The organism is Microbacterium galbum, assembly GCF_032464915.1.
Classification (GTDB): domain Bacteria; phylum Actinomycetota; class Actinomycetes; order Actinomycetales; family Microbacteriaceae; genus Microbacterium; species Microbacterium galbum.
This window is the reverse complement of record NZ_JAWDIS010000003.1, coordinates 219,022-236,982: the sequence shown is the minus strand read 5'-3', so window position 1 is coordinate 236,982 and position 17,961 is coordinate 219,022. Positions and strand designations below refer to the sequence as shown.

Here is a 17,961-nt window from a genome sequence, read left to right as displayed (position 1 = left end):
TCGTGACCTCCGTGGTCAGGATGTGGCGATGGGGGTGGCGAAATCGGATACGGCGATCGGGCCCGCGGGCAGATCGGCCGGTGTCGGGGCCTGCGTCCCCGGCAGGGTCGCGGCAGCGGCGCCGTAGGCGATGCTGCGTGCGAGACGGTCGGGGGCCGAGGCCCCGTCGAGATCGGCCAGCAGATAGCCGGCGAGCGAGCTGTCGCCCGCGCCGACCGTGCTGGCGACCTGGATCTTGGGGGCGCGTCCGCGCCAGGCTCCCTCGGCCGTGAACAGCAGAGCGCCATCGGCGCCGAGGGTCACGAGAGCGGATGCCACACGGCCGGGCACGAGGGCCGTGGCACGACGCACCGCCTCGGCGAGCACGTCGACGTCGTCCGCGGCATCCTCGCCCACCAGCTCGGCGAGCTCCTCGTGGTTGGGCTTGATGAGGTCGGGGCGCGCGCGCTCGACCACTGCCGCGAGGGCCTCACCCGAGGCATCGACGGCGATGAGCGGAGCGGCGACACCCCACCGCGTGCGGACCGCGGACACGAGATCGGCGTAGAACGACGCGGGGACCCCGGGAGGCAGCGAACCGGCGAGCACGAGCCAGGTCGCTCCTTCGGCCGCCGCGACGACACCCGCCGTGAGGGCTTCGGCCTCGGTGGCGCTCAGCTCGGCGCCGGGGAGGTTGAGCTTGGTCGTCTCGCCGGCGGGGTCGGTGATGGTGAGGTTCGCGCGGGCACGACCGGCCACCTCGACGATGTCGAGGCCGATGCCGGTGTCTTCGAGCAGGACGCGATAGGGGTCGTGGGCGCCGACCGGCACGACCGCGCGGGCCGGGGCGCCGGCAGCCGTGACGACGCGCGCGACGTTGACGCCCTTGCCCCCGGCATCCTCCCGCGACGACACGGCGCGCTGGACCTCGCCCGGGACGAGGGCGTCGGACAGCACGACGGCGCGGTCGGCCGAGGGGTTGGCGGTCAGGGTGACGATCATGCGACACGCACCTCGACGTCGGCGTCGGCGAGGGCGTCGGCCAGATCGGCGGGCGGGGTCGCATCGGTGACGAGGACGTCGATCTCGTCGAGCTGGGCGAAACGCACGAGCAGTTCCTCTCCGAACTTGGCCGCATCCGCGACGAGCACGACGCGGCGGGCCGACTGGATGATGGCGGCCTTCACCGCGGCCTCGTCGGGATCGGGCGTGCTGAGGCCGAAGCCCGCACTGAGGCCGTTCGTGCCGACGAATGCGATGTCGGGCCGCAGCTGACCGATCGTGCGGACCGTGTGCGCGCCGACCGCTGCGGCGGTGACCCCGCGGACGCGGCCCCCGATGGTGGTCAGCGACAGGCGGTCATCGCCGGAGAGCACGTGCGCCGCTTCGAGCGAGTGCGTCACGACCTCGACGGCGCCGACACCCGCGACGAGAGCCTCGGGCAGCAGAGCGGCCACCGCGGCGGGCGTCGTCCCCGCATCGAGGAAGACCGAGCCGCGGAAGTCCGGACCCAGCAGCGAGACCGCGGCCGCGGCGATCGCGCGCTTCGCATCGCCGTGACGTTCGCGGCGCTCGGTGAGCGGGGACTCCGCCGTGCTGGCCCGACCGGCGTCGACCGCTCCGCCGTGGACGCGACGGAGGGAGCCGAGGCTCTCCAGACGGTCGAGGTCGCGACGCACGGTCTCCGTCGTCACGTCGAAGCGGCGGGCGAGATCGACGACGCTGACGCGTCCGACTTCGCGCAGTTCGCGCTCGATGAGCTGCTGGCGCTCCATTGCGTACACGGGATCTCCTTCGAAGATTCCCACACAGTACAACATGAAACCACACAGGGCAACAGAATGATCGGATCCAGCGAAGATGCGCGGCGCACCGACACGGCGCCACGCGTCCGCACGGGAAAGGCGCGGCACAGCGGCGCGCGGGCGCGCGGTCCTCCGCCGCTCTCCCCGCGCGACGAACGGGCGGGCCTCGAAGACCCCCGCTCGACACGAGATGACGAGCGGTCGGTGCTTAAGGCGCCACCACGGAGATCGTGAAGTCGACCTGCTTCCCGTCAGGGCCGGTGACGGTCGCAGCCGTCGTCCCGAGCGCGCGGGCGATAAACCCGGGGCGGAACACCGCGCCCTCCGAGGGTCCGCCGGCGGAGAATTCCGCGATCGTCACGTCGGCGGTGGTACCGGTCCACTCCGCCTCGGTGCCGTCGGGGACGGCGACGACGAGCGCGCTCCCGATGGCGACGCGGACATCGGTCCCCGCGAGGTCGTCGGGCGACGCGATGGCGGGCTCCGGCACCTGCTCCCCCGGCGACGCCGACGGAGAGGGCGCGGGGGCGCTTTCGGCCGGAATGACAGGGGAGGATGCCGTGGGCGCGCAGCCCGCGATGACGAGCGGCAGCCCGACCGCCACCGCGGCGACGACGCGCGGCCTCCCCCGTTCGGCGCGCGATGGCGGAGTCGCGGCGCGACGCATGATCACGCGCTCAGTCCCTCGCGCCCTCGGTGGGCGGGACCGGGATCTCGATCGAAGCGATGGGCGCGTCGACGAGCCCCAGCAGACCGGCCGGGGAGGCTTCGGGGTGCTCATCGTCGGGGAGCATCTCGGCGCGCGTCCGCTGCCGCACCGGCTCACCGGGCAGCCCGGCCCACTCGCTCGGTTCCTCGGGTCGCTGTACGAAAAGTCCCATCGCACCAGTGTGGGCCCGCCGCTTCGGCGTGGGCTGGGAGAAACGGAAAAGTCCCGACGATCTCTCGATCATCGGGACTTTTCTCGAAGCTGGGGTACCTGGACTCGAACCAAGAACAACGGAACCAGAAACCGCCGTGTTGCCAATTACACCATACCCCAAGGCGCTGAGCCGGAACTCGTGCCGAGGGTCAAGCTTACGTGAGAGCCGCTCCCCTGCCAAATCCCGCCCCGCCCGCGCGCGTCGCGCGGACGAGGACGCTCAGCCCAGGTGCTGCACCAGAGCGCTCAGGCGCCGCAGCGTCTCGTCCTTCCCGAGCAGCTCCATCGACTCGAACAGCGGCGGCGACACCCGCCGGCCCGTCAGGGCGACGCGCGGCGGACCGTAGGCCACGCGCGGCTTGAGTCCCAGTTCGTCGACGAGCGCCGTCGACAGCGCCGCCTGCACACCGGCGGCGGTGAAGTCGTCGACGCCCTCGAGGGCGCGGGAGCATGCCGTGAGCACCTCCGCCGCGTTCGCGGGAAGCCCCTTCAGCGCGTCCTCGGCATACGACACGTCGGAGACGAAGAGGAAGCCGAGCATGCCCGGGACCTCGCCGAGCAGCTGCACGCGTTCCTGCACGAGGGGCGCTGCGGCGGCGATGATGGCGCGGTGCTCCTCCGACGGCTCCTCCGCGATATACCCCGCGCCCGCGAGGTAGGGGACGATCCGCGCGGCGAAGTCGTCGGCATCCAGCATGCGGATGTGGTCGCCGTTGATCGCCTCGGCCTTCTTCTGATCGAAGCGTGCCGGGTTCGGGTTCACGTCGGCGATGTCGAAGGCGGCGATCATCTCGTCGAGCGAGAAGACGTCGCGATCGCTCGCGAGCGACCACCCCAGCAGCGAGAGGTAGTTGAGCAGGCCCTCGTGGATGAAGCCCTTCTCGCGCTGCAGGAACAGATCGGCCTGCGGGTCGCGCTTCGACAGCTTCTTGTTGCCCGTCTCGCCCAGCACGAGGGGCATGTGGCCGAAGCGCGGGATGAACGTCGTGACCCCGGCATTCACCAGGGCCGAGTACAGCGCGAGCTGGCGCGCCGTCGACGGCATGAGGTCTTCACCGCGGATGACGTGGGTGATGCCCATGAGCGCGTCGTCGACCGGGTTCACGAACGGGTACAGCGGCACTCCGCCGGCGCGCACGAGCACGAAGTCGGGGAACGACCCCGCCGGGAACGTCACCTCGCCGCGGATGAGGTCGACGTAGCTGAGGTCGTGATCGGGGACGCGCAGACGCCACGCGGGCTGACGCCCCTCGGCGCGGAAGGCCGCACGCTGCTCGTCGGTGAGGTCGCGGTCGAAGTTGTCATAGCCGAGCTGCTTCGCGCGGCCGTTGGCCTCGTTACGGGCGTCGATCTCCTCCGCCGTCGAGTAGCTCTCGTACACCGCGCCGGCCGCGACGAGCTTGTCGAGCACCTCGCGATAGATCTCATGGCGCTGCGACTGCCGGTACGGCGCGTGCGGGCCGCCGACCTCGACGCCCTCGTCCCAGTCGATGTTCATCCACCGCAGCGCGTCGAGGAGCTGCTGGTAGCTCTCCTCGCTGTCGCGCGCGGCGTCGGTGTCTTCGATACGGAAGACGAGCTTGCCGCCGTTGTGCCGGGCGTAGGCCCAGTTGAACAGGACGGTGCGGATGAGACCGACGTGGGGCAGGCCCGTCGGGGACGGGCAGAAGCGGACGCGAACGTCGGCGCCGGTGGCGGTCGTGGTGCGGGGATCGGGCGTGGCAGACATCCCCTCGATCCTACCGGCGGGCGTTACCGGGCCGATGGTCGGCCAGCACCTCCGCCACGACCTCGAGGGCCGCACCGACCGCGGGCACGCTCTCGGCCCCCCGCGCCGTCACGACGTGCAGCGTCCGGGCTTCGGCGGCGGGGAGGCGCGGCACCGCGATCCCGGCGGGGAGGGGAAGGGATGCCACCGCCATGCGCGGCAGGATCGCCATGCCGACGCCGAGCGCGACGAGGTTCTCGACGGCGATGTAGTTGTCGGTCTCGAACGCGATGTCGGGGGTGAAGCCCGCCCGCCCGCAGGCCTCGAGCAGGTGCCCGCGGCACTGGGGGCAGCCCGCGATCCATCGCTCCCCCGCGAGCTGCGAGAGGTCGATCGGGTCGTCGGTGGCGGCCGGGTGCTCGGCGGGGACGACCACGACGGTGTCGTCGTCGCCGAGACGGCGCACCGAGAGCCCGGCGGCGGCCTGGGCGAGCTGCTCCCGGCGGTCGCCGGGGTAGCTGTAGATGAGCGCGATGTCGGCGCGATCCTCGCGCACCGCCGAGATGGCCTCGGGCGGCTCCGCCTCGACGAAGCTGATCGAGACGCCGGGGCGGCGGGCCGTGACCGCGGCGATGACGCGGGGCACGACGGTCGACGAGGCGGAGGGGAACGCCGCGATCCGCACGCGTCCGGCGCGCAGCCCCCTCAGCTCCGCGAGGTCGCCCGCGGCGGCATCGAGGGCCGTCGTCACCGTGGCCGCGTGCCGGGCGAGCACCCAGCCGGCCTCGGTGAGGCGCACCCCACGCCCGACGCGCTCGACGATGGGCATGCCCGCGCGCTGCTCGAGGCGCCGCAACTGCTGACTGACCGCGGGCTGGCTGTAGCCGAGGGCACGCGCCGCGGCGGTGATCGATCCGGTGTCGGCGATCGCTTTGACGACCCGCAGGCCGTGGGCGTCGAGGCCCTCGTCGATGTCGCTCATCCGAACACATAAGCAGGGTGGATGCTTCTCATGCAACACCTGCCCTAGTGCAATAGGCGCCGACGGACGAACCTGGTTCCATGAGCAGCCTCGCCTCGCACTTCGCCGGCGGCCGCGACTACCTCGCCGCCTGCACCCTCGGCCTACCGTCGCGCGAGACGGTGCGCGCCGTCCGCGCGGATCTCGACGCCGCGGCATCCGGTCGCCCCGACGTCGTCGCGGCCTCGCAGGCAGTGGAGGACGCCCGCGCGTCGTACGCCCGCCTGGTGAGCGCGCCGCGGGGCGACGTCGCAATCGGATCGCAGACGTCGGTGCAGGTCGCGCTCATCGCCGCCTCGGTTCCCGACGGCGCCGAGGTGCTCTGCGCCGAGGGCGACTTCTCCTCGCTCGTCGCGCCTTTCGCCCACGCGGGTCGAGGCATCCGGTTGCGCACCGCTCCCCTCTCGGAGCTCGCGGCCGCTGTGTCCGCCGACACCTGGCTCGTGGCCTTCTCGCTCGTGCAGTCGGCCACCGGCGACGTGGCGGATGCCGTGGGCATCGCCGCCGCCGCCGCACGCGCGGGTGCGCGGACGCTCTGCGACCTCACGCAGGCCGCCGGGTGGCTGCCCGTCGACGCGACGATGTTCGACGCGACCGTGTGCCACGCCTACAAGTGGCTGTGCTGCCCCCGCGGCGTCTCGTTCCTCACCATCTCACCCGCGTTCGCCCACGAGATCCGACCGGTGCAGGCCGGCTGGTACTCCGGCGACGACCCGTGGTCGTCGTGTTACGGAACGGGCGGCGTGCTCGCCCCCGACGCGCGCCGCTTCGACGTCTCGCCGGCGTGGCAGGCCTTCGTCGGCGCCGCTCCCGCCCTGGCTCTGTTCGCCGATGCCGACATCACCGCGACGTACACGCACACCACGGGCCTCGCCGCGCGCTTCCGCGACGGCCTGGGCCTGGCTCACCCCGAGCGCCCCTCGGCCATCGTCACCTGGCCGGATGCCACCGGCGAAGCCCTCGCGCAGCTCACCGCCCACGGCATCACAGCGTCGGGCCGCGCGGGTCGCGCCCGGGTGGCCTTCCACGTCTTCAACGACGAGCGCGACGTCGACCGCGCCCTGCATGCGCTCGGCGTGCGCGGGATCGAGAACCTCTCGGCCTTCGACGGCCTGGTCTACGCGATCTGACCCACTCCCCCGTGCGAGGTGCCGAGAATTGTCGCCTGGTAGGGCTCGAAAGCGACGATTCTCGGGGACTCACGCGCGGGTGCGGAGCGCCACGACGGCGGCGATGCAGACCACGGCCACCGGAACGAGCGCCCAGAGGGCGAGACCGCCGTACCCGACGAGGCCGAGGATCACGCCCGCGAGCACGGAGCCCGCAGCCGCGCACGCCGTCATCAGCGTGTCGCTGCGTCCCTGACGACGCGGCCGCAGCGCCACCGGCGTCGCCTCGGTGAGCAGGGCGGAGCCGGCCACCGTCGCCGCGCTCCATCCGAGGCCGAGCAGCACCAGCGCCACCAGGACGCCGGCCTGGGAGCCACCGAAAGCCGACGCGGTGGCGAGCGAAGCCGCGAGCAGCACCTGCCCGAGCACGATGACGGGGATCCGCCCCCGGCGGTCGGCCAGGATGCCGAACACCGGCGACAGCCCGTACATCCCGAACACGTGGAGGGCGATCGTCACGCCGACGGCCAGGGTGACGGCGTCCGGGGCGACGATGTGGGACAGGTGGACGGGCGTCATCGCCATGACCGACGCCATCGTCACGTGCGAGGCGGCGACCGCGAGCATCGCGAAGCGCGCGAGCGCGGGACGGTCGGCCTGCGGCACGGCAGGGGCGGATGCCGTGCTCTCACGATCGAGGCGCTGGGCGAGCAGCAGCGGATCCGGGCGCAGGACGAGCACGTAGAGCGCGAAGGCGCACGCCTGGGCCGCGAACGAGAAGAGGTACGCCCCGGTGAGGCGCGGCATCCCGATGCTCGCCCCGAGGAGTTCGCCGGGAGCGAGCAGGAGCGGACCGACCACTCCACCCACCGTGGTCGCCCAGACGACCGTGGCGAGGTCGCGGCCCCGCCGGGCGGTGGGTGCGAGATCGGTCGCGGCGAAACGCGACTGCAGGGTCGCGGCGTTGCCGGCTCCGATCAACGCGATCCCCACGAGCAGCAGGGGGAAGGCGCGCGACGCCGCCGCGGCGATGACCACCGCGATGCCCGTCAGCGCGGCGATGTTGCCGGTGGTCAGCGCGAGGCGCCTCCCCCGGCGCGCAGCGAGACGCGCGAGAGGGATCGCCGTCAACGCGGCCCCCAGCGTCACCGAGGCGGTCGCGAAGCCCGACAGCGACTCCTGGCCCGACAGGTCGGCGGCGAGGAGGGCGCCGAGCGAGAGCGTCGCCCCGAAGGCCACGCCGGTGAGCACCTGCCCCGCCGCGAGCACGCGCACCGTACAGCGCTGCGTGGCGACGAGGTCGACACCCGCCGGCGCGGCGGTGTCAGGCATCGCGGGCGGTGTTGCGCAGCACCCCGATGCCGCCGATCTCGACCTCGACGACGTCGCCCGCACCGAAGGAGCCGATCCCGGCGGGCGTTCCGGTCAGGATCAGGTCGCCCGGAAGCAGCGTGAACACCGCGGAGGCGTAGGCGACGAGGGTCGGGATGTCGTGGATCATGTCGGAGACCGGGCCGTCCTGACGGACCTCGCCGTTCACGCGGGTCACGATCGTGGCCGATGAGACGTCGAGGTCGGTCTCGATGACCGGGCCGACGGGGCAGAAGGTGTCGAACCCCTTCGCGCGCGACCACTGGCCGTCGCTGCGCTGCAGATCGCGCGCGGTGACGTCGTTGGCGACGGTGTAGCCGAAGATGTACTCCCCCGCCCGCTCGACCGGGACGTTCTTGGCGATACGGCCGATGACGACGGCGAGTTCGCCCTCGTAGTCGGTCTGCGAGCTGAGGGCCGTCGGGCGCACGATGACGTCGTTCGGGCCGATGACGGAGGTGTTCGGCTTGAGGAACATCAGGGGCTCGGCGGGCGCCTCACCCCCCATCTCGGCAGCGTGGTCGTGGTAGTTCTTACCGATGCACACGACCTTCGAGCGCGGGATGACGGGGGCCAGCAGCGTCACGTCGGAGAGGGGGATGCGTTCACCCGTGGTGTCGAACCCGGCGAACATGGGGTCACCCTCGAGCACGACGACGTGGTCGTCGTCGACGATGCCGTAGCGGAGGGCGTCCTGGTGGCTGAATCGAGCGATCTTCACCGGGCCAGCCTATCCGCGGGGTCCGATACGGGCAGGGCCCGGTCCCTTCGACAGGCTCAGGGACCTCGCTCCCGTTGCGGCTGCGACGTCGGGGGCTGAGCTTGTCGAAGCTCTCGGTGCACGGACGAAGGGGCCCCCGGCATCCGGGAACCCCTCCATCCGACGACGCGGATCAGGCGTCGAGGCGGTACAACCAGCCGTGCTTGTCTTCCGCGCGGCCGTACTGGATGTTCGTCAGCTCCTCGCGCAGTTCGAGCGCGAGCGTCCCCGAAGGCTGCTCGTCGATGAAATCGCGCCCCTTGAGGATGCCGATCGGGGTGACCACGGCAGCGGTGCCGCACGCGAACACCTCGACGATGTCTCCGGATGCCACGCCCTCGCGCCACTCGGTCAGCGAGACGTTGCGCCCCTCGACGTGGTGGCCGCGGTCGCGCGCGAGCTGCAGGAGCGAGTCGCGCGTGATGCCCTCGAGGATGGAGTCGGACTGCGGAGTGACGATGGTGCCGTCCTTATAGACGAACACGACGTTCATGCCGCCGAGCTCCTCGACGTTGCGATCCTGGTCGAGGAAGACGACCTGGTCGCACTCGTTCTCGTACGCCTCGGACTGGGGAAGGAGGCTCGCGGCGTAGTTTCCGCCGGTCTTTGCCGCCCCCGTGCCGCCCTTGCCCGCGCGCGAGTAGTCCTCGCTCAGCCAGATCGAGACCGGCTGGACGCCGCCCTTGAAGTAGGCGCCGGCCGGGCTGGCGATCAGGTAGTACGCGACCTTATGAGCGGGACGGACGCCGAGGAACGCCTCCTTCGCGAACATGAACGGCCGCAGGTAGAGGCTCTGGTCCTCGCCGGAGGGCACCCACGCGCCGTCGACGGCGATGAGTTCGCGCAGCGACTGGAGGAAGTACGGAACCGGCAGTTCGGGCAGCGCGAGGCGTCGGGCCGAGCGCTGCAGACGCCGTCCGTTCTGGTCGGGGCGGAAGGTGTGGACCGACCCGTCGGCGTGGCGGTAGGCCTTGATGCCTTCGAAGATCTCCTGGCCGTAGTGCAGCACGGCCGCAGCCGGGTCGAGCGAGATCGGGCCGTACGGCGAGACGCGCGGCCGGTGCCACCCGCCGCGGACCGACCAGCAGATGTCGACCATGTGGTCGGTGAAGCTCTGACCGAAGCCGGGGCTGGCGAGGATCGCGTCGCGGTCGGCGGCGCTCTTGGCCGCGAGGTTGCGCGTGACGGAGAACTCGAGCGGGTCGAGTCCGGTGTCGGGGTCGGTGTCGATGGTGGTCATCTGTGATCCAAAACTCTTCGTGTGCCGGGGGCGAAGCGGGCCGGTCGGTCCAGGTTACGCCTGGACGCGCGCGGCGATCGCGTCGCCGATCTGAGCAGTGGTGCGCGAGCCCTCACGGTGCGCGATGTCGTCTTCCACCGCGCGGGTGACGCGGGCGGATTCATCGGTGAGCCCGAGGTGATCGAGCAGCAGCGCGACGGAGAGGATCGCGGCCGTGGGGTCGGCCTTCTGGCTTCCCGCGATGTCGGGCGCCGATCCGTGCACGGGCTCGAACATCGAGGGGAACGCGCCGTCGGGGTTGATGTTGCCCGATGCGGCGAGGCCGATGCCACCGGTGACGGCGCCGGCCAGGTCGGTCAGGATGTCGCCGAAGAGGTTGTCGGTGACGATCACGTCGAAGCGGCCCGGGTTCGTGACCAGGAAGATCGTCGCCGCGTCGACGTGCAGGTAGTCTACGTCGACCCCCGGGAACTCGGATGCCACGGCATCCACGATGCGCTTCCACATGCCGCCCGCGTGGACGAGCACGTTGGTCTTGTGCACGAGCGTGAGCGTGCGGCGACGGCGCTCGGCCAGGGCGAAGGCGTACCGAACGACGCGCTCGACGCCGTAGGCCGTGTTGACCGAGGTCTCGTTGGCGACCTCGTGCGGGGTTCCGCGGCGGATGGCACCGCCGTTGCCGACGTACGGCCCCTCGGTCCCCTCGCGCACGACGACGAAGTCGATGTCGCCCGGGTCTGCCAGGGGGCCCGCGGCGCCGGGGTAGAGCTTCGACGGTCGCAGGTTGACGTAGTGGTCGAGCTCGAAGCGGAGCTTCAGCAGCAGGCCGCGTTCGATGTTCGCGTCCTTCAGGCGCGGGTCGCCGGGGACCCCGCCGACGGCGCCGAGCAGAATCGCGTCGTGGCCCGCGATCGCGGCAAGGTCGTCGTCGGTGAGCGTGTCGCCGGTCTCGAGGTAGCGCCCGGCGCCGAGCGAGAAGGGCGTCTTGTCGAAGACGACATCCGACTCGGCGGTGACGGCGTCGAGCACCTTGACGGCCTCGGCGACGACTTCGGGACCGATGCCGTCACCGGGGATGACGGCCAGCTTCACGACACGCGACATCGCTCTCCTCAGAGCTCGGGGCACGTCACTTCGTCGACGCGCCGCGGGTTCCTCCCAGGGTAGTGGCAGCGATCACCGCGGCCACGACGATCAGCCCCGCGCCGATCAAGGCCGTGATGACCACGCCGGAGTCGAAGGCGTGCGCGGCGGCGAGCCGCAGGGCGTCCGCCAGCGCCGGGTCGTCGAGGGTCTGCGACACCGCCACGGCCCCGGCGAGGGTTTCGCGGGCCGCCTGGGCCGCGGCATCCGGGAGCCCCGCCGGGAGCACCAGCTGCGCCCGATAGAAGGCCGCGAGGATGCCACCGAGCACGGCGGTGCCCAGCACCGCGCCGACCTCGTAGGCCGTCTCGGAGACGGCGCTCGCGGCACCGGCCTTGGCCGAGGGAGCGCTCGACAGGATCAACTCGTTCGACACGGTCTCGGCGGCACCGATACCGATGCCCAGCAGGCCGAACGCCACGATGAGCTGGACGAGGTCGGCGGTCGAGAGCGCGACGAGGACATACGCGACGACAGAGAACGTGAGCGCGACGGGCACGACCACGCGCGGGGCGAACCGCTTCGCGACCGGCACCACGGCGAGTCCGGAGACGATCATGAGTACGAGCCCGGGCAGGAGCGCGAAGCCCGCGACCATCGGCGACAGCCCCACGACCAGCTGCAGGTGCTGCGCGACGAAGTAGAGGAATCCGACGAGTCCGACCACGCTGAGCAGGTTCACGAGGATGGCGCCGGAGAAGGTGCCTCGACGGAACAGCGACATGTCGAGCATCGGCGTGGGCAGCGAGCGCTGACGGCGCACGAACAGCCATCCGAAGACGATGCCGACGACGAAGAGCGCCGGGGCGAGCGAGAGCGGGCCGTCGACGGCGAGCTTCTTGATGCCGTAGACGATCGGGACCATCGTCGCGAGCGAGAGCAGCACGCTGACGGGGTCGAAGCGGCCGGGGTGCGGGTCGCGACTCTCGGGCACGAAGAACGGGGCGAGGATCAGGAGGGGGATGAGCACGGGCACCGCCATGAGGAACACCGATCCCCACGAGAAGTGCTCGAGGAGGAAGCCTCCGACGATCGGCCCGAGGGCGGCGCCCGCCGAGAAACCCGACGCCCAGATGGCGATGGCGAAGCGCCGCTGATCGCGGTCGCGGAAGATGCTGCGCAGGAGCGACAGCGTCGACGGCATCAGCATGGCGCCGAAGACGCCCATGAGGGCGCGGCCGGCGATGAGCAGGGCCGCCGTGGGCGCGAAGGCCGACAGTGCGGAGACGGCCGCGAAGCCGGTCGCGCCGATCAACAGCAGACGCCGACGGCCGAACCGGTCGCCCAAGGTGCCCATCGTGACGAGCAGGCCCGCGAGCACGAGCGGATAGACATCGATGATCCACAGCTGCTCGATGCTGGACGGCTGCAGCGACAGTGCGATCTCGGGCAGCGCGAAACTCAGCACCGTGTTGTCGACCGAGACCAGCAGCACGGGCAGCATGAGCACCGCCAGCGCGAACCACCCGCGCCACCCGGCGCGGGTCACGGTGATCTCCGAGGTGGGCATCGACGAGGTGAGCATTCTTCCGATCCGTTTCTTAACCGTCCAGCCGGTATAGTATCAGGTCCGAGGTCCCACCCGCCAGTACGATCGAGGAGTCATGAGTCGCCCCCCTCTCGCCCGCGAAGCCGTCCTCGACGCCTTCACACGGATCCTCGTCGACGAGGGTGAACGCGCGGCGACCATGGATGCGACCGCGCGCGGCGCCGGCGTGTCGAAGGGCGGCCTGCTCTACCACTTCAACTCGAAGAGCGCTCTCGAAGCGGCACTGGTCGACCGCCTCGAGCGCCTGGCGCAGGAAGACGTCGACGAGATCGAGAAGTCCGCCGAAGGCGTCGTCGCGGCGCATCTTCGTTCGTCGCAGAACACCGGTTCCCCGCTCGATGTGACCATCCTCGCCGTCTCACGGCTCGCCCAGAACGGCAACGATGCGGCATCCGCCTCGCTTCGCCGGGTGCGCGAACTGTGGGAGGAGAGCCTCCGCGCGCACACGCGCGACGAGACGGCGCTGCAGATGGTGCTGCTGGTCAGCGACGGGCTCTACTTCAACGCGGTCCTCGACCTCAACGCCGTCCCCGGCCCGACCCTCGAGGGACCGGAGCTCGACAAGCTCATCGACGCCGTGGTGGCTGCCACCACCTGAGGCAGCCAGTCCGCAACGCGACGCGGCACCGCCCTTCGAATGAGAAAGGGGGCCGCCGCAGCGACCCCCTCCCCCGTGATGCGTCCGGGACTCAGCCCTCGATGATCTCGATCTGCCGGAACAGATCGGCGCCGACGGACTCGCGCATCGCACCGAGGATCTCGTCGGGAACCGGCGAGTCCACCGTGAGCACCGACAGCGCGCGGCCCGTGGCATCCTGGGCCGCCACCTGGAGACCCGCGATGTTGATGCCGGCCTCACCGAGCTTCTGGCCGTAGATCGCGACGATGCCGGGGCGGTCGGCGTAGCGCATGACGATGTGGTGCTGCTCGATCGGCACCTCGATGTCGTAGCCGTTGATCGCGACGACCTTGGGCACCATGCGAGTGCCGGCGAGCGTACCGGCCACCGTGAGGGTCGAGCCGTCCGCGAGGGTGCCGCGGAGGATCGTGATGTTGCGGTATAGCGGGCTCTCGGCCTCGACGACCAAGCGCGCCTCGACGCCGCGCTGCTCGGCGAAGAGCGGGGCGTTCACGTAGGACACCGTTTCACTGACGATGCGGCTGAAGTAGCCCTTCAGCGCCGCGAGGCGGTAGACGCTCACGTCGTACTGCGCGAGCTCTCCGCGCACCTCGATGTCCAGGCTCGTGAGCGCGCTGTCGGCGAGACCGCTGAAGAACTGACCGAGCATCTCGACCAGGGCGATACCGGGACGCACGAACGGGTCGATCGCTCCCCCGGCGACGTTCACGGCATCCGGGACGAGGTCGCCCTCGAGGGCGAGCTTGACCGAACGGGCGACGGAGACGCCGGCCTTCTCCTGCGCCTCCTCCGTGCTGGCCCCGAGATGCGGGGTGACCACGACGTTCGGAAGGTCGAGGAGCTTGCGGGCGGGGCCGCCCTCGGCGGGGGGCTCGGTCGAGAAGACGTCGAGGCCGGCCCCCGCGATCTCGCCCGAGGTGAGGGCGTCGAACAGCGCCTCTTCGTCGATGAGGCCGCCGCGCGCGACGTTGATGACGTACGCGGAGTTCTTCATGCGGCGCAGCTGCTCGGCGCCGATCATGCCGGTCGTCTCGGGCGTCTTCGGCATGTGGATCGTGACGAAGTCGCTCTGCTCGAGGAGTTCGTCGAGCGAGACCAGCTGCACGCCGAGCTGCTGCGCACGCGCGGCCGTGACGTAGGGGTCGTACGCGATGACGCGCATGTCGAATCCCTGAAGGCGCGCGGCGATGAGGGCGCCGATGCGTCCGAGGCCGATGATGCCGATCGTCTTCTCGAAGAGCTCGGTGCCGGTGAAGGAGCTGCGCTTCCACAGGCCCTGCGCGAGAGAGGCATGCGCGGCGGGGATGCGGCGCGCGAGGCTCAGCACATGGCCTACGGTCAGCTCGGCGGCCGAGATGATGTTGGAGGTCGGGGCGTTCACGACCATGACACCTGCGGCGGTGGCCGACTTGATGTCGACGTTGTCGAGGCCGACCCCGGCGCGGGCGACGACCTTGAGCGAGGAAGCCGCGGCAAGCGCCTCGGCATCGATCTGGGTGGCCGAGCGCACGAGCACCGCGTGCGCGTCGGCGAGGGCCGAGAGCAGCGCGGGGCGGTCGGTCCCGTCGACGTTGCGCACGTCGAAGTCGGGGCCGAGCGCGTCGATCGTGGCGGGAGAGAGTTCTTCGGCGATGAGCACGACGGGCTTCGTCACGGATGCGTCCTTCGAAACGGTGCTGGGGACCGGCGCGCACCGCCGCGCGCCGCCGGCGCGAACCGGGCGCACGACCCGTGCGGGCCGTGTGTCAGCCTAGCGCGGCCCCGCGAGGGCGCCCGACCGTATGACGCCGGACGCCTCGGCCCGTCGACGACGGCGACGCACGGGCTCGCGCGGCCCCTCGGTCACGCCGCGAGGCGGCATCTCCCGGCGGCTCGGCTTCGGCCCACGGTTCGGGATGCCGGCACGACACCGCTTCGCCGCGGGGCGCACGGCCGGAGACCGGAGTCGCCCGCCTCAGCCCCCGTAGAGCCCGTACGACGTCGCTCCGTAGCCGACGATCGCGAGCCAGAACGCCGCCGAGAGGGTGAGACCCGCGAGCATCGCCAGGGCGAACTCCCCCGCCGCGCGGCGCGCCCCGATCGCGAAGGCGACGGCGAACGCGAGCAGGGGGAAGACGATCGGGAGGATGTAGACCACCCACCCGAGGGTGTTGAGACCCAGCGGACCGGTCGCCTGCGTGATGAGCAGCGCGACCGCGCTCCAGACGACGTAGGCGTAGAACAGCCCGAAGAGGCCGGCGATGGCCACGACGACCCATGTGGGCAGGACGCGCGTGCGCGTGGCGGTGCTCATGCGAGTGCTCCCACCGACAGGAACGGCCAGGGGACGAGCAGCACGATCCCCACGATCAGCAGCAGGAATCGCTGCCATGTCCGCCATGCGCGGGTGAGCACCAGGACCGCCACGAACCACACGAGCGGGGCCAGCACGGCTCCCGCGGTGAGGGCGATCACCGTGACGTCGGGGATCGGCAGCCCCAGGCTGCGCAGTCGCAGACCGGCGAGGAGCCAGCCGAGGGCGAAGAGCAGGAACGTCGCGGCGACCATGCCGATGCCCACGAGGCCGACGTTGCCCAGCGGCGCCGAGGAGTCGGCATCCGCGTCGTGGTCGTCATCGGCCGGCCCGGCGTCGGCGGGGGCGTCGTGCACCGCGGATGCCGCCACCTGCGGAGTCCGCGACGCCGACGTCGCGGCGGGCTGCAGCGGCTCCGGCTCGGCCGCCGGCTGCAGCGGCTCGGGCTCGCTCGACACGGGCTGCACGGGATCCGACGGTCGCACCTCGGGCGCACGCTTCTCGCCGACGTCGAGGGTCGGGTCGTCGTCACCGCCCCACGAGAGGGCGTCGTCATCGCGCGGAGTGCTCACGGTTCCACGGTAGCGGGCTCCCCCGCGGCCGGGTCGCGCCCCGCCGATCACGCCGGGTGCGCGGTATCCGGAACCGAAGACGTCCCGCCGAACGGCGAACGCCCCACGGCCGGAGCCACGGGGCGTTCGCGACGATCGGGAGGTCAGCGCGCAGCCGAGCCCTCGACGTAGTCGCTGTCCTGCTGCTTCCACGCGAAGAGGCCGCGGAGCTCCTTGCCGGTGGCCTCGATGGGGTGACCCTGCTCCTTCTCGCGGAGCTCGAGGAACTCGGGGGCGCCCTTGTCCTGGTCGGCGATGAACCGCTCGGCGAACGCGCCCGACTGGATATCGGCGAGGACGGCCTTCATGCTCTCCTTGACGTCGGGCGAGATGACGCGCGGGCCCGAGACGTAGTCGCCGTACTCGGCGGTGTCGGAGATCGACCAGCGCTGCTTGGCGATGCCGCCCTCCCACATGAGGTCGACGATGAGCTTGAGCTCGTGCAGCACCTCGAAGTACGCGATCTGCGGCTGGTAGCCCGCCTCGGTGAGGGTCTCGAAACCGGCCTGCACGAGGTGGCTCATGCCACCGCAGAGCACGGCCTGCTCGCCGAAGAGGTCGGTCTCGGTCTCTTCGGTGAAGGTCGTCTTGATGACGCCGGCGCGGGTGCCGCCGATGGCCTTCGCGTACGAGAGGGCGGTGTCCCAGGCCGAGCCCGAGGCGTCGCGCTCGACGGCGATGATGTCGGGGATGCCGCGGCCGGCGACGTACTCGCGACGCACGGTGTGGCCGGGGGCCTTGGGGGCGACGAGGATGACGTCCACGCCCTCGGGGGCGTCGATGTAGCCGAAGCGGATGTTGAAGCCGTGCGCGAAGGCGAGCGTCTTGCCCTCGGTGAGCTTGTCCTTGATCGAGTCGGCGAAGATCGAGCGCTGGTGCTGGTCGGGCGCGAGGATCATGATGAGGTCGGCCCACTCGGCCGCGTCGGCGACGTTCTTGACCTCGAAGCCGTCCTCCTGCGCCTTGGCGGCCGACTTGGAGCCGTCCTTGAGGGCGATGACGACCTCGACGCCCGAGTCGCGCAGGTTCTGCGCGTGGGCGTGACCCTGCGAGCCGTAGCCGACGATCGCGACCTTCTTGCCCTGGATGATCGAGAGGTCGGCGTCGTCGTCGTAGAAGATCTCTGCCATGAGGATGTTTCTCCTTGAGTCAGGTCCCTGAGCTTGTCGAAGGGACCGGGGGTTGTGGGACGTATGAAGTTCGGATGTCGGACCCCTCGACAGGGTCGAGGACCGACGGGATTCGGAGAGTCGGACCCTTCGACAGGCTCAGGACCGCCCGGCTCGGGGACCGACGGGGTCAGCCGCGGAGGACGCGCTCGGTGATGCTCTTACCGCCACGACCGACGGCGAGAAGGCCCGACTGTGCGAGCTCCTTCACGCCGAAGGGCTCGATGGCCTTGAGGAACGCACCGACCTTGCCCGAGTCGCCCGTGATCTCGATCACGATGGCATCGGGTGCGTAGTCGACGACCGAGGCGCGGAAGAGGTTCACGACCTCGAGCACGTTGGAGCGGCTGGCGTTGTCGGCGCGCACCTTGACGAGGACGTGCTCGCGCTGGACGGATGCCGCGGGGTCGAGCTCCACGATCTTGATGACGTTGATCAGCTTGTTGAGCTGCTTCGTCACCTGCTCGAGCGGCAGGCCCTCGACGTCGACCACGACCGTGATGCGCGAGAGACCCGGCACCTCGGTCACGCCGACGGCGAGCGATTCGATGTTGAAGCCGCGGCGGGCGAAGAGCCCGGCGACGCGGGTCAGCAGACCCGGCTTGTCCTCGACGAGGAGGCTCAGAACGTGACGAGACATC

Annotated in this window: 18 protein-coding genes and 1 tRNA gene; 2 read left to right on the top strand and 17 right to left on the bottom strand. The window is 71.1% G+C overall.

What is annotated here, in order from left to right:
- Nucleotides 1–15: 15 nt before the first annotated feature.
- The 7 genes from RWH45_RS13875 to RWH45_RS13845 all read right to left on the bottom strand — a co-directional run bounded on the left by RWH45_RS13875 (nt 16) and on the right by RWH45_RS13845 (nt 5,396).
- Nucleotides 16–981 carry a 1-phosphofructokinase family hexose kinase gene (locus RWH45_RS13875; protein ID WP_315995481.1) on the bottom strand — a complete coding sequence of 322 codons (966 nt, stop codon included), beginning with the start codon at nt 979–981 and terminating at the stop codon, nt 16–18.
- Nucleotides 978–1,763 carry a DeoR/GlpR family DNA-binding transcription regulator gene (locus RWH45_RS13870; RefSeq protein WP_315995480.1) on the bottom strand — a complete coding sequence of 262 codons (786 nt, stop codon included), beginning with the start codon at nt 1,761–1,763 and terminating at the stop codon, nt 978–980. The genes RWH45_RS13875 and RWH45_RS13870 overlap by 4 nt, the downstream gene beginning before the upstream one ends.
- A 229-nt stretch (nt 1,764–1,992) precedes the next feature.
- Nucleotides 1,993–2,457 carry a hypothetical protein gene (locus tag RWH45_RS13865; RefSeq protein ID WP_315995479.1) on the bottom strand — a complete coding sequence of 155 codons (465 nt, stop codon included), beginning with the start codon at nt 2,455–2,457 and terminating at the stop codon, nt 1,993–1,995.
- Between the two features lie 4 nt (nt 2,458–2,461).
- Entirely contained in the window at nt 2,462–2,665 is a 204-nt protein-coding gene (locus RWH45_RS13860; RefSeq protein ID WP_315995478.1) for a hypothetical protein, read from the bottom strand.
- A gap of 89 nt (nt 2,666–2,754) precedes the next feature.
- Nucleotides 2,755–2,826, bottom strand: a tRNA-Gln gene (locus RWH45_RS13855).
- Between the two features lie 100 nt (nt 2,827–2,926).
- A complete protein-coding gene (gene gltX, locus RWH45_RS13850; protein ID WP_315995477.1) occupies nt 2,927–4,435 on the bottom strand; it encodes a glutamate--tRNA ligase in 1,509 nt (502 codons plus the stop codon).
- A gap of 10 nt (nt 4,436–4,445) precedes the next feature.
- Nucleotides 4,446–5,396: a LysR family transcriptional regulator gene (locus RWH45_RS13845; protein ID WP_315995476.1), complete on the bottom strand. Its 951-nt coding sequence runs from the start codon at nt 5,394–5,396 to the stop codon at nt 4,446–4,448.
- An 80-nt stretch (nt 5,397–5,476) separates the two neighbouring features.
- On the opposite strand from RWH45_RS13845, the gene RWH45_RS13840 reads away from it, so the two are divergent.
- The gene (locus RWH45_RS13840) at nt 5,477–6,565 is read left to right on the top strand and encodes an aminotransferase class V-fold PLP-dependent enzyme (RefSeq protein WP_315995475.1); all 1,089 of its coding nucleotides are present in this window, start codon (nt 5,477–5,479) and stop codon (nt 6,563–6,565) included.
- Nucleotides 6,566–6,634: 69 nt separating this feature from the next.
- Here RWH45_RS13840 and RWH45_RS13835 read toward each other — a convergent pair whose 3' ends face one another.
- From RWH45_RS13835 to RWH45_RS13815, 5 genes are all read right to left on the bottom strand, one after another.
- Nucleotides 6,635–7,876, bottom strand: coding sequence for an MFS transporter (locus RWH45_RS13835; protein ID WP_315995474.1), 1,242 nt, complete (start codon nt 7,874–7,876; stop codon nt 6,635–6,637).
- Complete coding sequence (locus tag RWH45_RS13830) at nt 7,869–8,636, bottom strand: fumarylacetoacetate hydrolase family protein (protein ID WP_315995473.1); 768 nt, start codon at nt 8,634–8,636, stop codon at nt 7,869–7,871. Before RWH45_RS13830 ends, RWH45_RS13835 begins: the two co-directional genes overlap by 8 nt.
- Before the next feature lie 172 nt (nt 8,637–8,808).
- Nucleotides 8,809–9,915, bottom strand: a complete 1,107-nt coding sequence (locus tag RWH45_RS13825) for a branched-chain amino acid aminotransferase (protein ID WP_315995472.1) — start codon at nt 9,913–9,915, stop codon at nt 8,809–8,811.
- A 54-nt stretch (nt 9,916–9,969) separates the two neighbouring features.
- Nucleotides 9,970–11,019 carry a 3-isopropylmalate dehydrogenase gene (locus tag RWH45_RS13820; protein ID WP_315995471.1) on the bottom strand — a complete coding sequence of 350 codons (1,050 nt, stop codon included), beginning with the start codon at nt 11,017–11,019 and terminating at the stop codon, nt 9,970–9,972.
- 25 nt (nt 11,020–11,044) lie between these two features.
- Nucleotides 11,045–12,583 (bottom strand): MFS transporter, encoded by a 1,539-nt coding sequence (locus tag RWH45_RS13815; protein WP_315995470.1) that lies wholly within the window; start codon nt 12,581–12,583, stop codon nt 11,045–11,047.
- 79 nt (nt 12,584–12,662) lie between these two features.
- Between RWH45_RS13815 and RWH45_RS13810 the strand changes: the two genes are divergently transcribed.
- On the top strand, nt 12,663–13,205 hold the full coding sequence (locus tag RWH45_RS13810; RefSeq protein WP_315995469.1) for a TetR/AcrR family transcriptional regulator: 543 nt from the start codon (nt 12,663–12,665) through the stop codon (nt 13,203–13,205).
- 91 nt (nt 13,206–13,296) lie between these two features.
- Here RWH45_RS13810 and serA read toward each other — a convergent pair whose 3' ends face one another.
- The 5 genes from serA to ilvN all read right to left on the bottom strand — a co-directional run bounded on the left by serA (nt 13,297) and on the right by ilvN (nt 17,960).
- Nucleotides 13,297–14,901: a phosphoglycerate dehydrogenase gene (gene serA / locus RWH45_RS13805; protein WP_315995468.1), complete on the bottom strand. Its 1,605-nt coding sequence runs from the start codon at nt 14,899–14,901 to the stop codon at nt 13,297–13,299.
- 300 nt (nt 14,902–15,201) lie between these two features.
- Nucleotides 15,202–15,540 carry a bacitracin resistance protein gene (locus RWH45_RS13800; RefSeq protein ID WP_315995467.1) on the bottom strand — a complete coding sequence of 113 codons (339 nt, stop codon included), beginning with the start codon at nt 15,538–15,540 and terminating at the stop codon, nt 15,202–15,204.
- Nucleotides 15,537–16,112 (bottom strand): DNA polymerase III subunit gamma/tau, encoded by a 576-nt coding sequence (locus tag RWH45_RS13795; protein WP_315995466.1) that lies wholly within the window; start codon nt 16,110–16,112, stop codon nt 15,537–15,539. The genes RWH45_RS13800 and RWH45_RS13795 overlap by 4 nt, the downstream gene beginning before the upstream one ends.
- A 143-nt stretch (nt 16,113–16,255) precedes the next feature.
- On the bottom strand, nt 16,256–17,281 hold the full coding sequence (gene ilvC / locus RWH45_RS13790) for a ketol-acid reductoisomerase (protein WP_315995465.1): 1,026 nt from the start codon (nt 17,279–17,281) through the stop codon (nt 16,256–16,258).
- A gap of 169 nt (nt 17,282–17,450) precedes the next feature.
- Nucleotides 17,451–17,960 carry an acetolactate synthase small subunit gene (ilvN, locus tag RWH45_RS13785; protein ID WP_315995464.1) on the bottom strand — a complete coding sequence of 170 codons (510 nt, stop codon included), beginning with the start codon at nt 17,958–17,960 and terminating at the stop codon, nt 17,451–17,453.
- Nucleotide 17,961: the final 1 nt, after the last annotated feature.

Coding starts and splice junctions, on each gene's coding strand:
- RWH45_RS13875 (WP_315995481.1), bottom strand. CDS start 981: ATGATCGTCACCCTGACCGCCAACCCCTCGGCCGACCGCGCCGTCGTG.
- RWH45_RS13860 (WP_315995478.1), bottom strand. CDS start 2,665: ATGGGACTTTTCGTACAGCGACCCGAGGAACCGAGCGAGTGGGCCGGG.
- gltX (WP_315995477.1), bottom strand. CDS start 4,435: ATGTCTGCCACGCCCGATCCCCGCACCACGACCGCCACCGGCGCCGAC.
- RWH45_RS13845 (WP_315995476.1), bottom strand. CDS start 5,396: ATGAGCGACATCGACGAGGGCCTCGACGCCCACGGCCTGCGGGTCGTC.
- RWH45_RS13840 (WP_315995475.1), top strand. CDS start 5,477: ATGAGCAGCCTCGCCTCGCACTTCGCCGGCGGCCGCGACTACCTCGCC.
- RWH45_RS13835 (WP_315995474.1), bottom strand. CDS start 7,876: ATGCCTGACACCGCCGCGCCGGCGGGTGTCGACCTCGTCGCCACGCAG.
- RWH45_RS13825 (WP_315995472.1), bottom strand. CDS start 9,915: ATGACCACCATCGACACCGACCCCGACACCGGACTCGACCCGCTCGAG.
- RWH45_RS13820 (WP_315995471.1), bottom strand. CDS start 11,019: ATGTCGCGTGTCGTGAAGCTGGCCGTCATCCCCGGTGACGGCATCGGT.
- RWH45_RS13815 (WP_315995470.1), bottom strand. CDS start 12,583: ATGCTCACCTCGTCGATGCCCACCTCGGAGATCACCGTGACCCGCGCC.
- RWH45_RS13810 (WP_315995469.1), top strand. CDS start 12,663: ATGAGTCGCCCCCCTCTCGCCCGCGAAGCCGTCCTCGACGCCTTCACA.
- RWH45_RS13800 (WP_315995467.1), bottom strand. CDS start 15,540: ATGAGCACCGCCACGCGCACGCGCGTCCTGCCCACATGGGTCGTCGTG.
- ilvC (WP_315995465.1), bottom strand. CDS start 17,281: ATGGCAGAGATCTTCTACGACGACGACGCCGACCTCTCGATCATCCAG.
- ilvN (WP_315995464.1), bottom strand. CDS start 17,960: ATGTCTCGTCACGTTCTGAGCCTCCTCGTCGAGGACAAGCCGGGTCTG.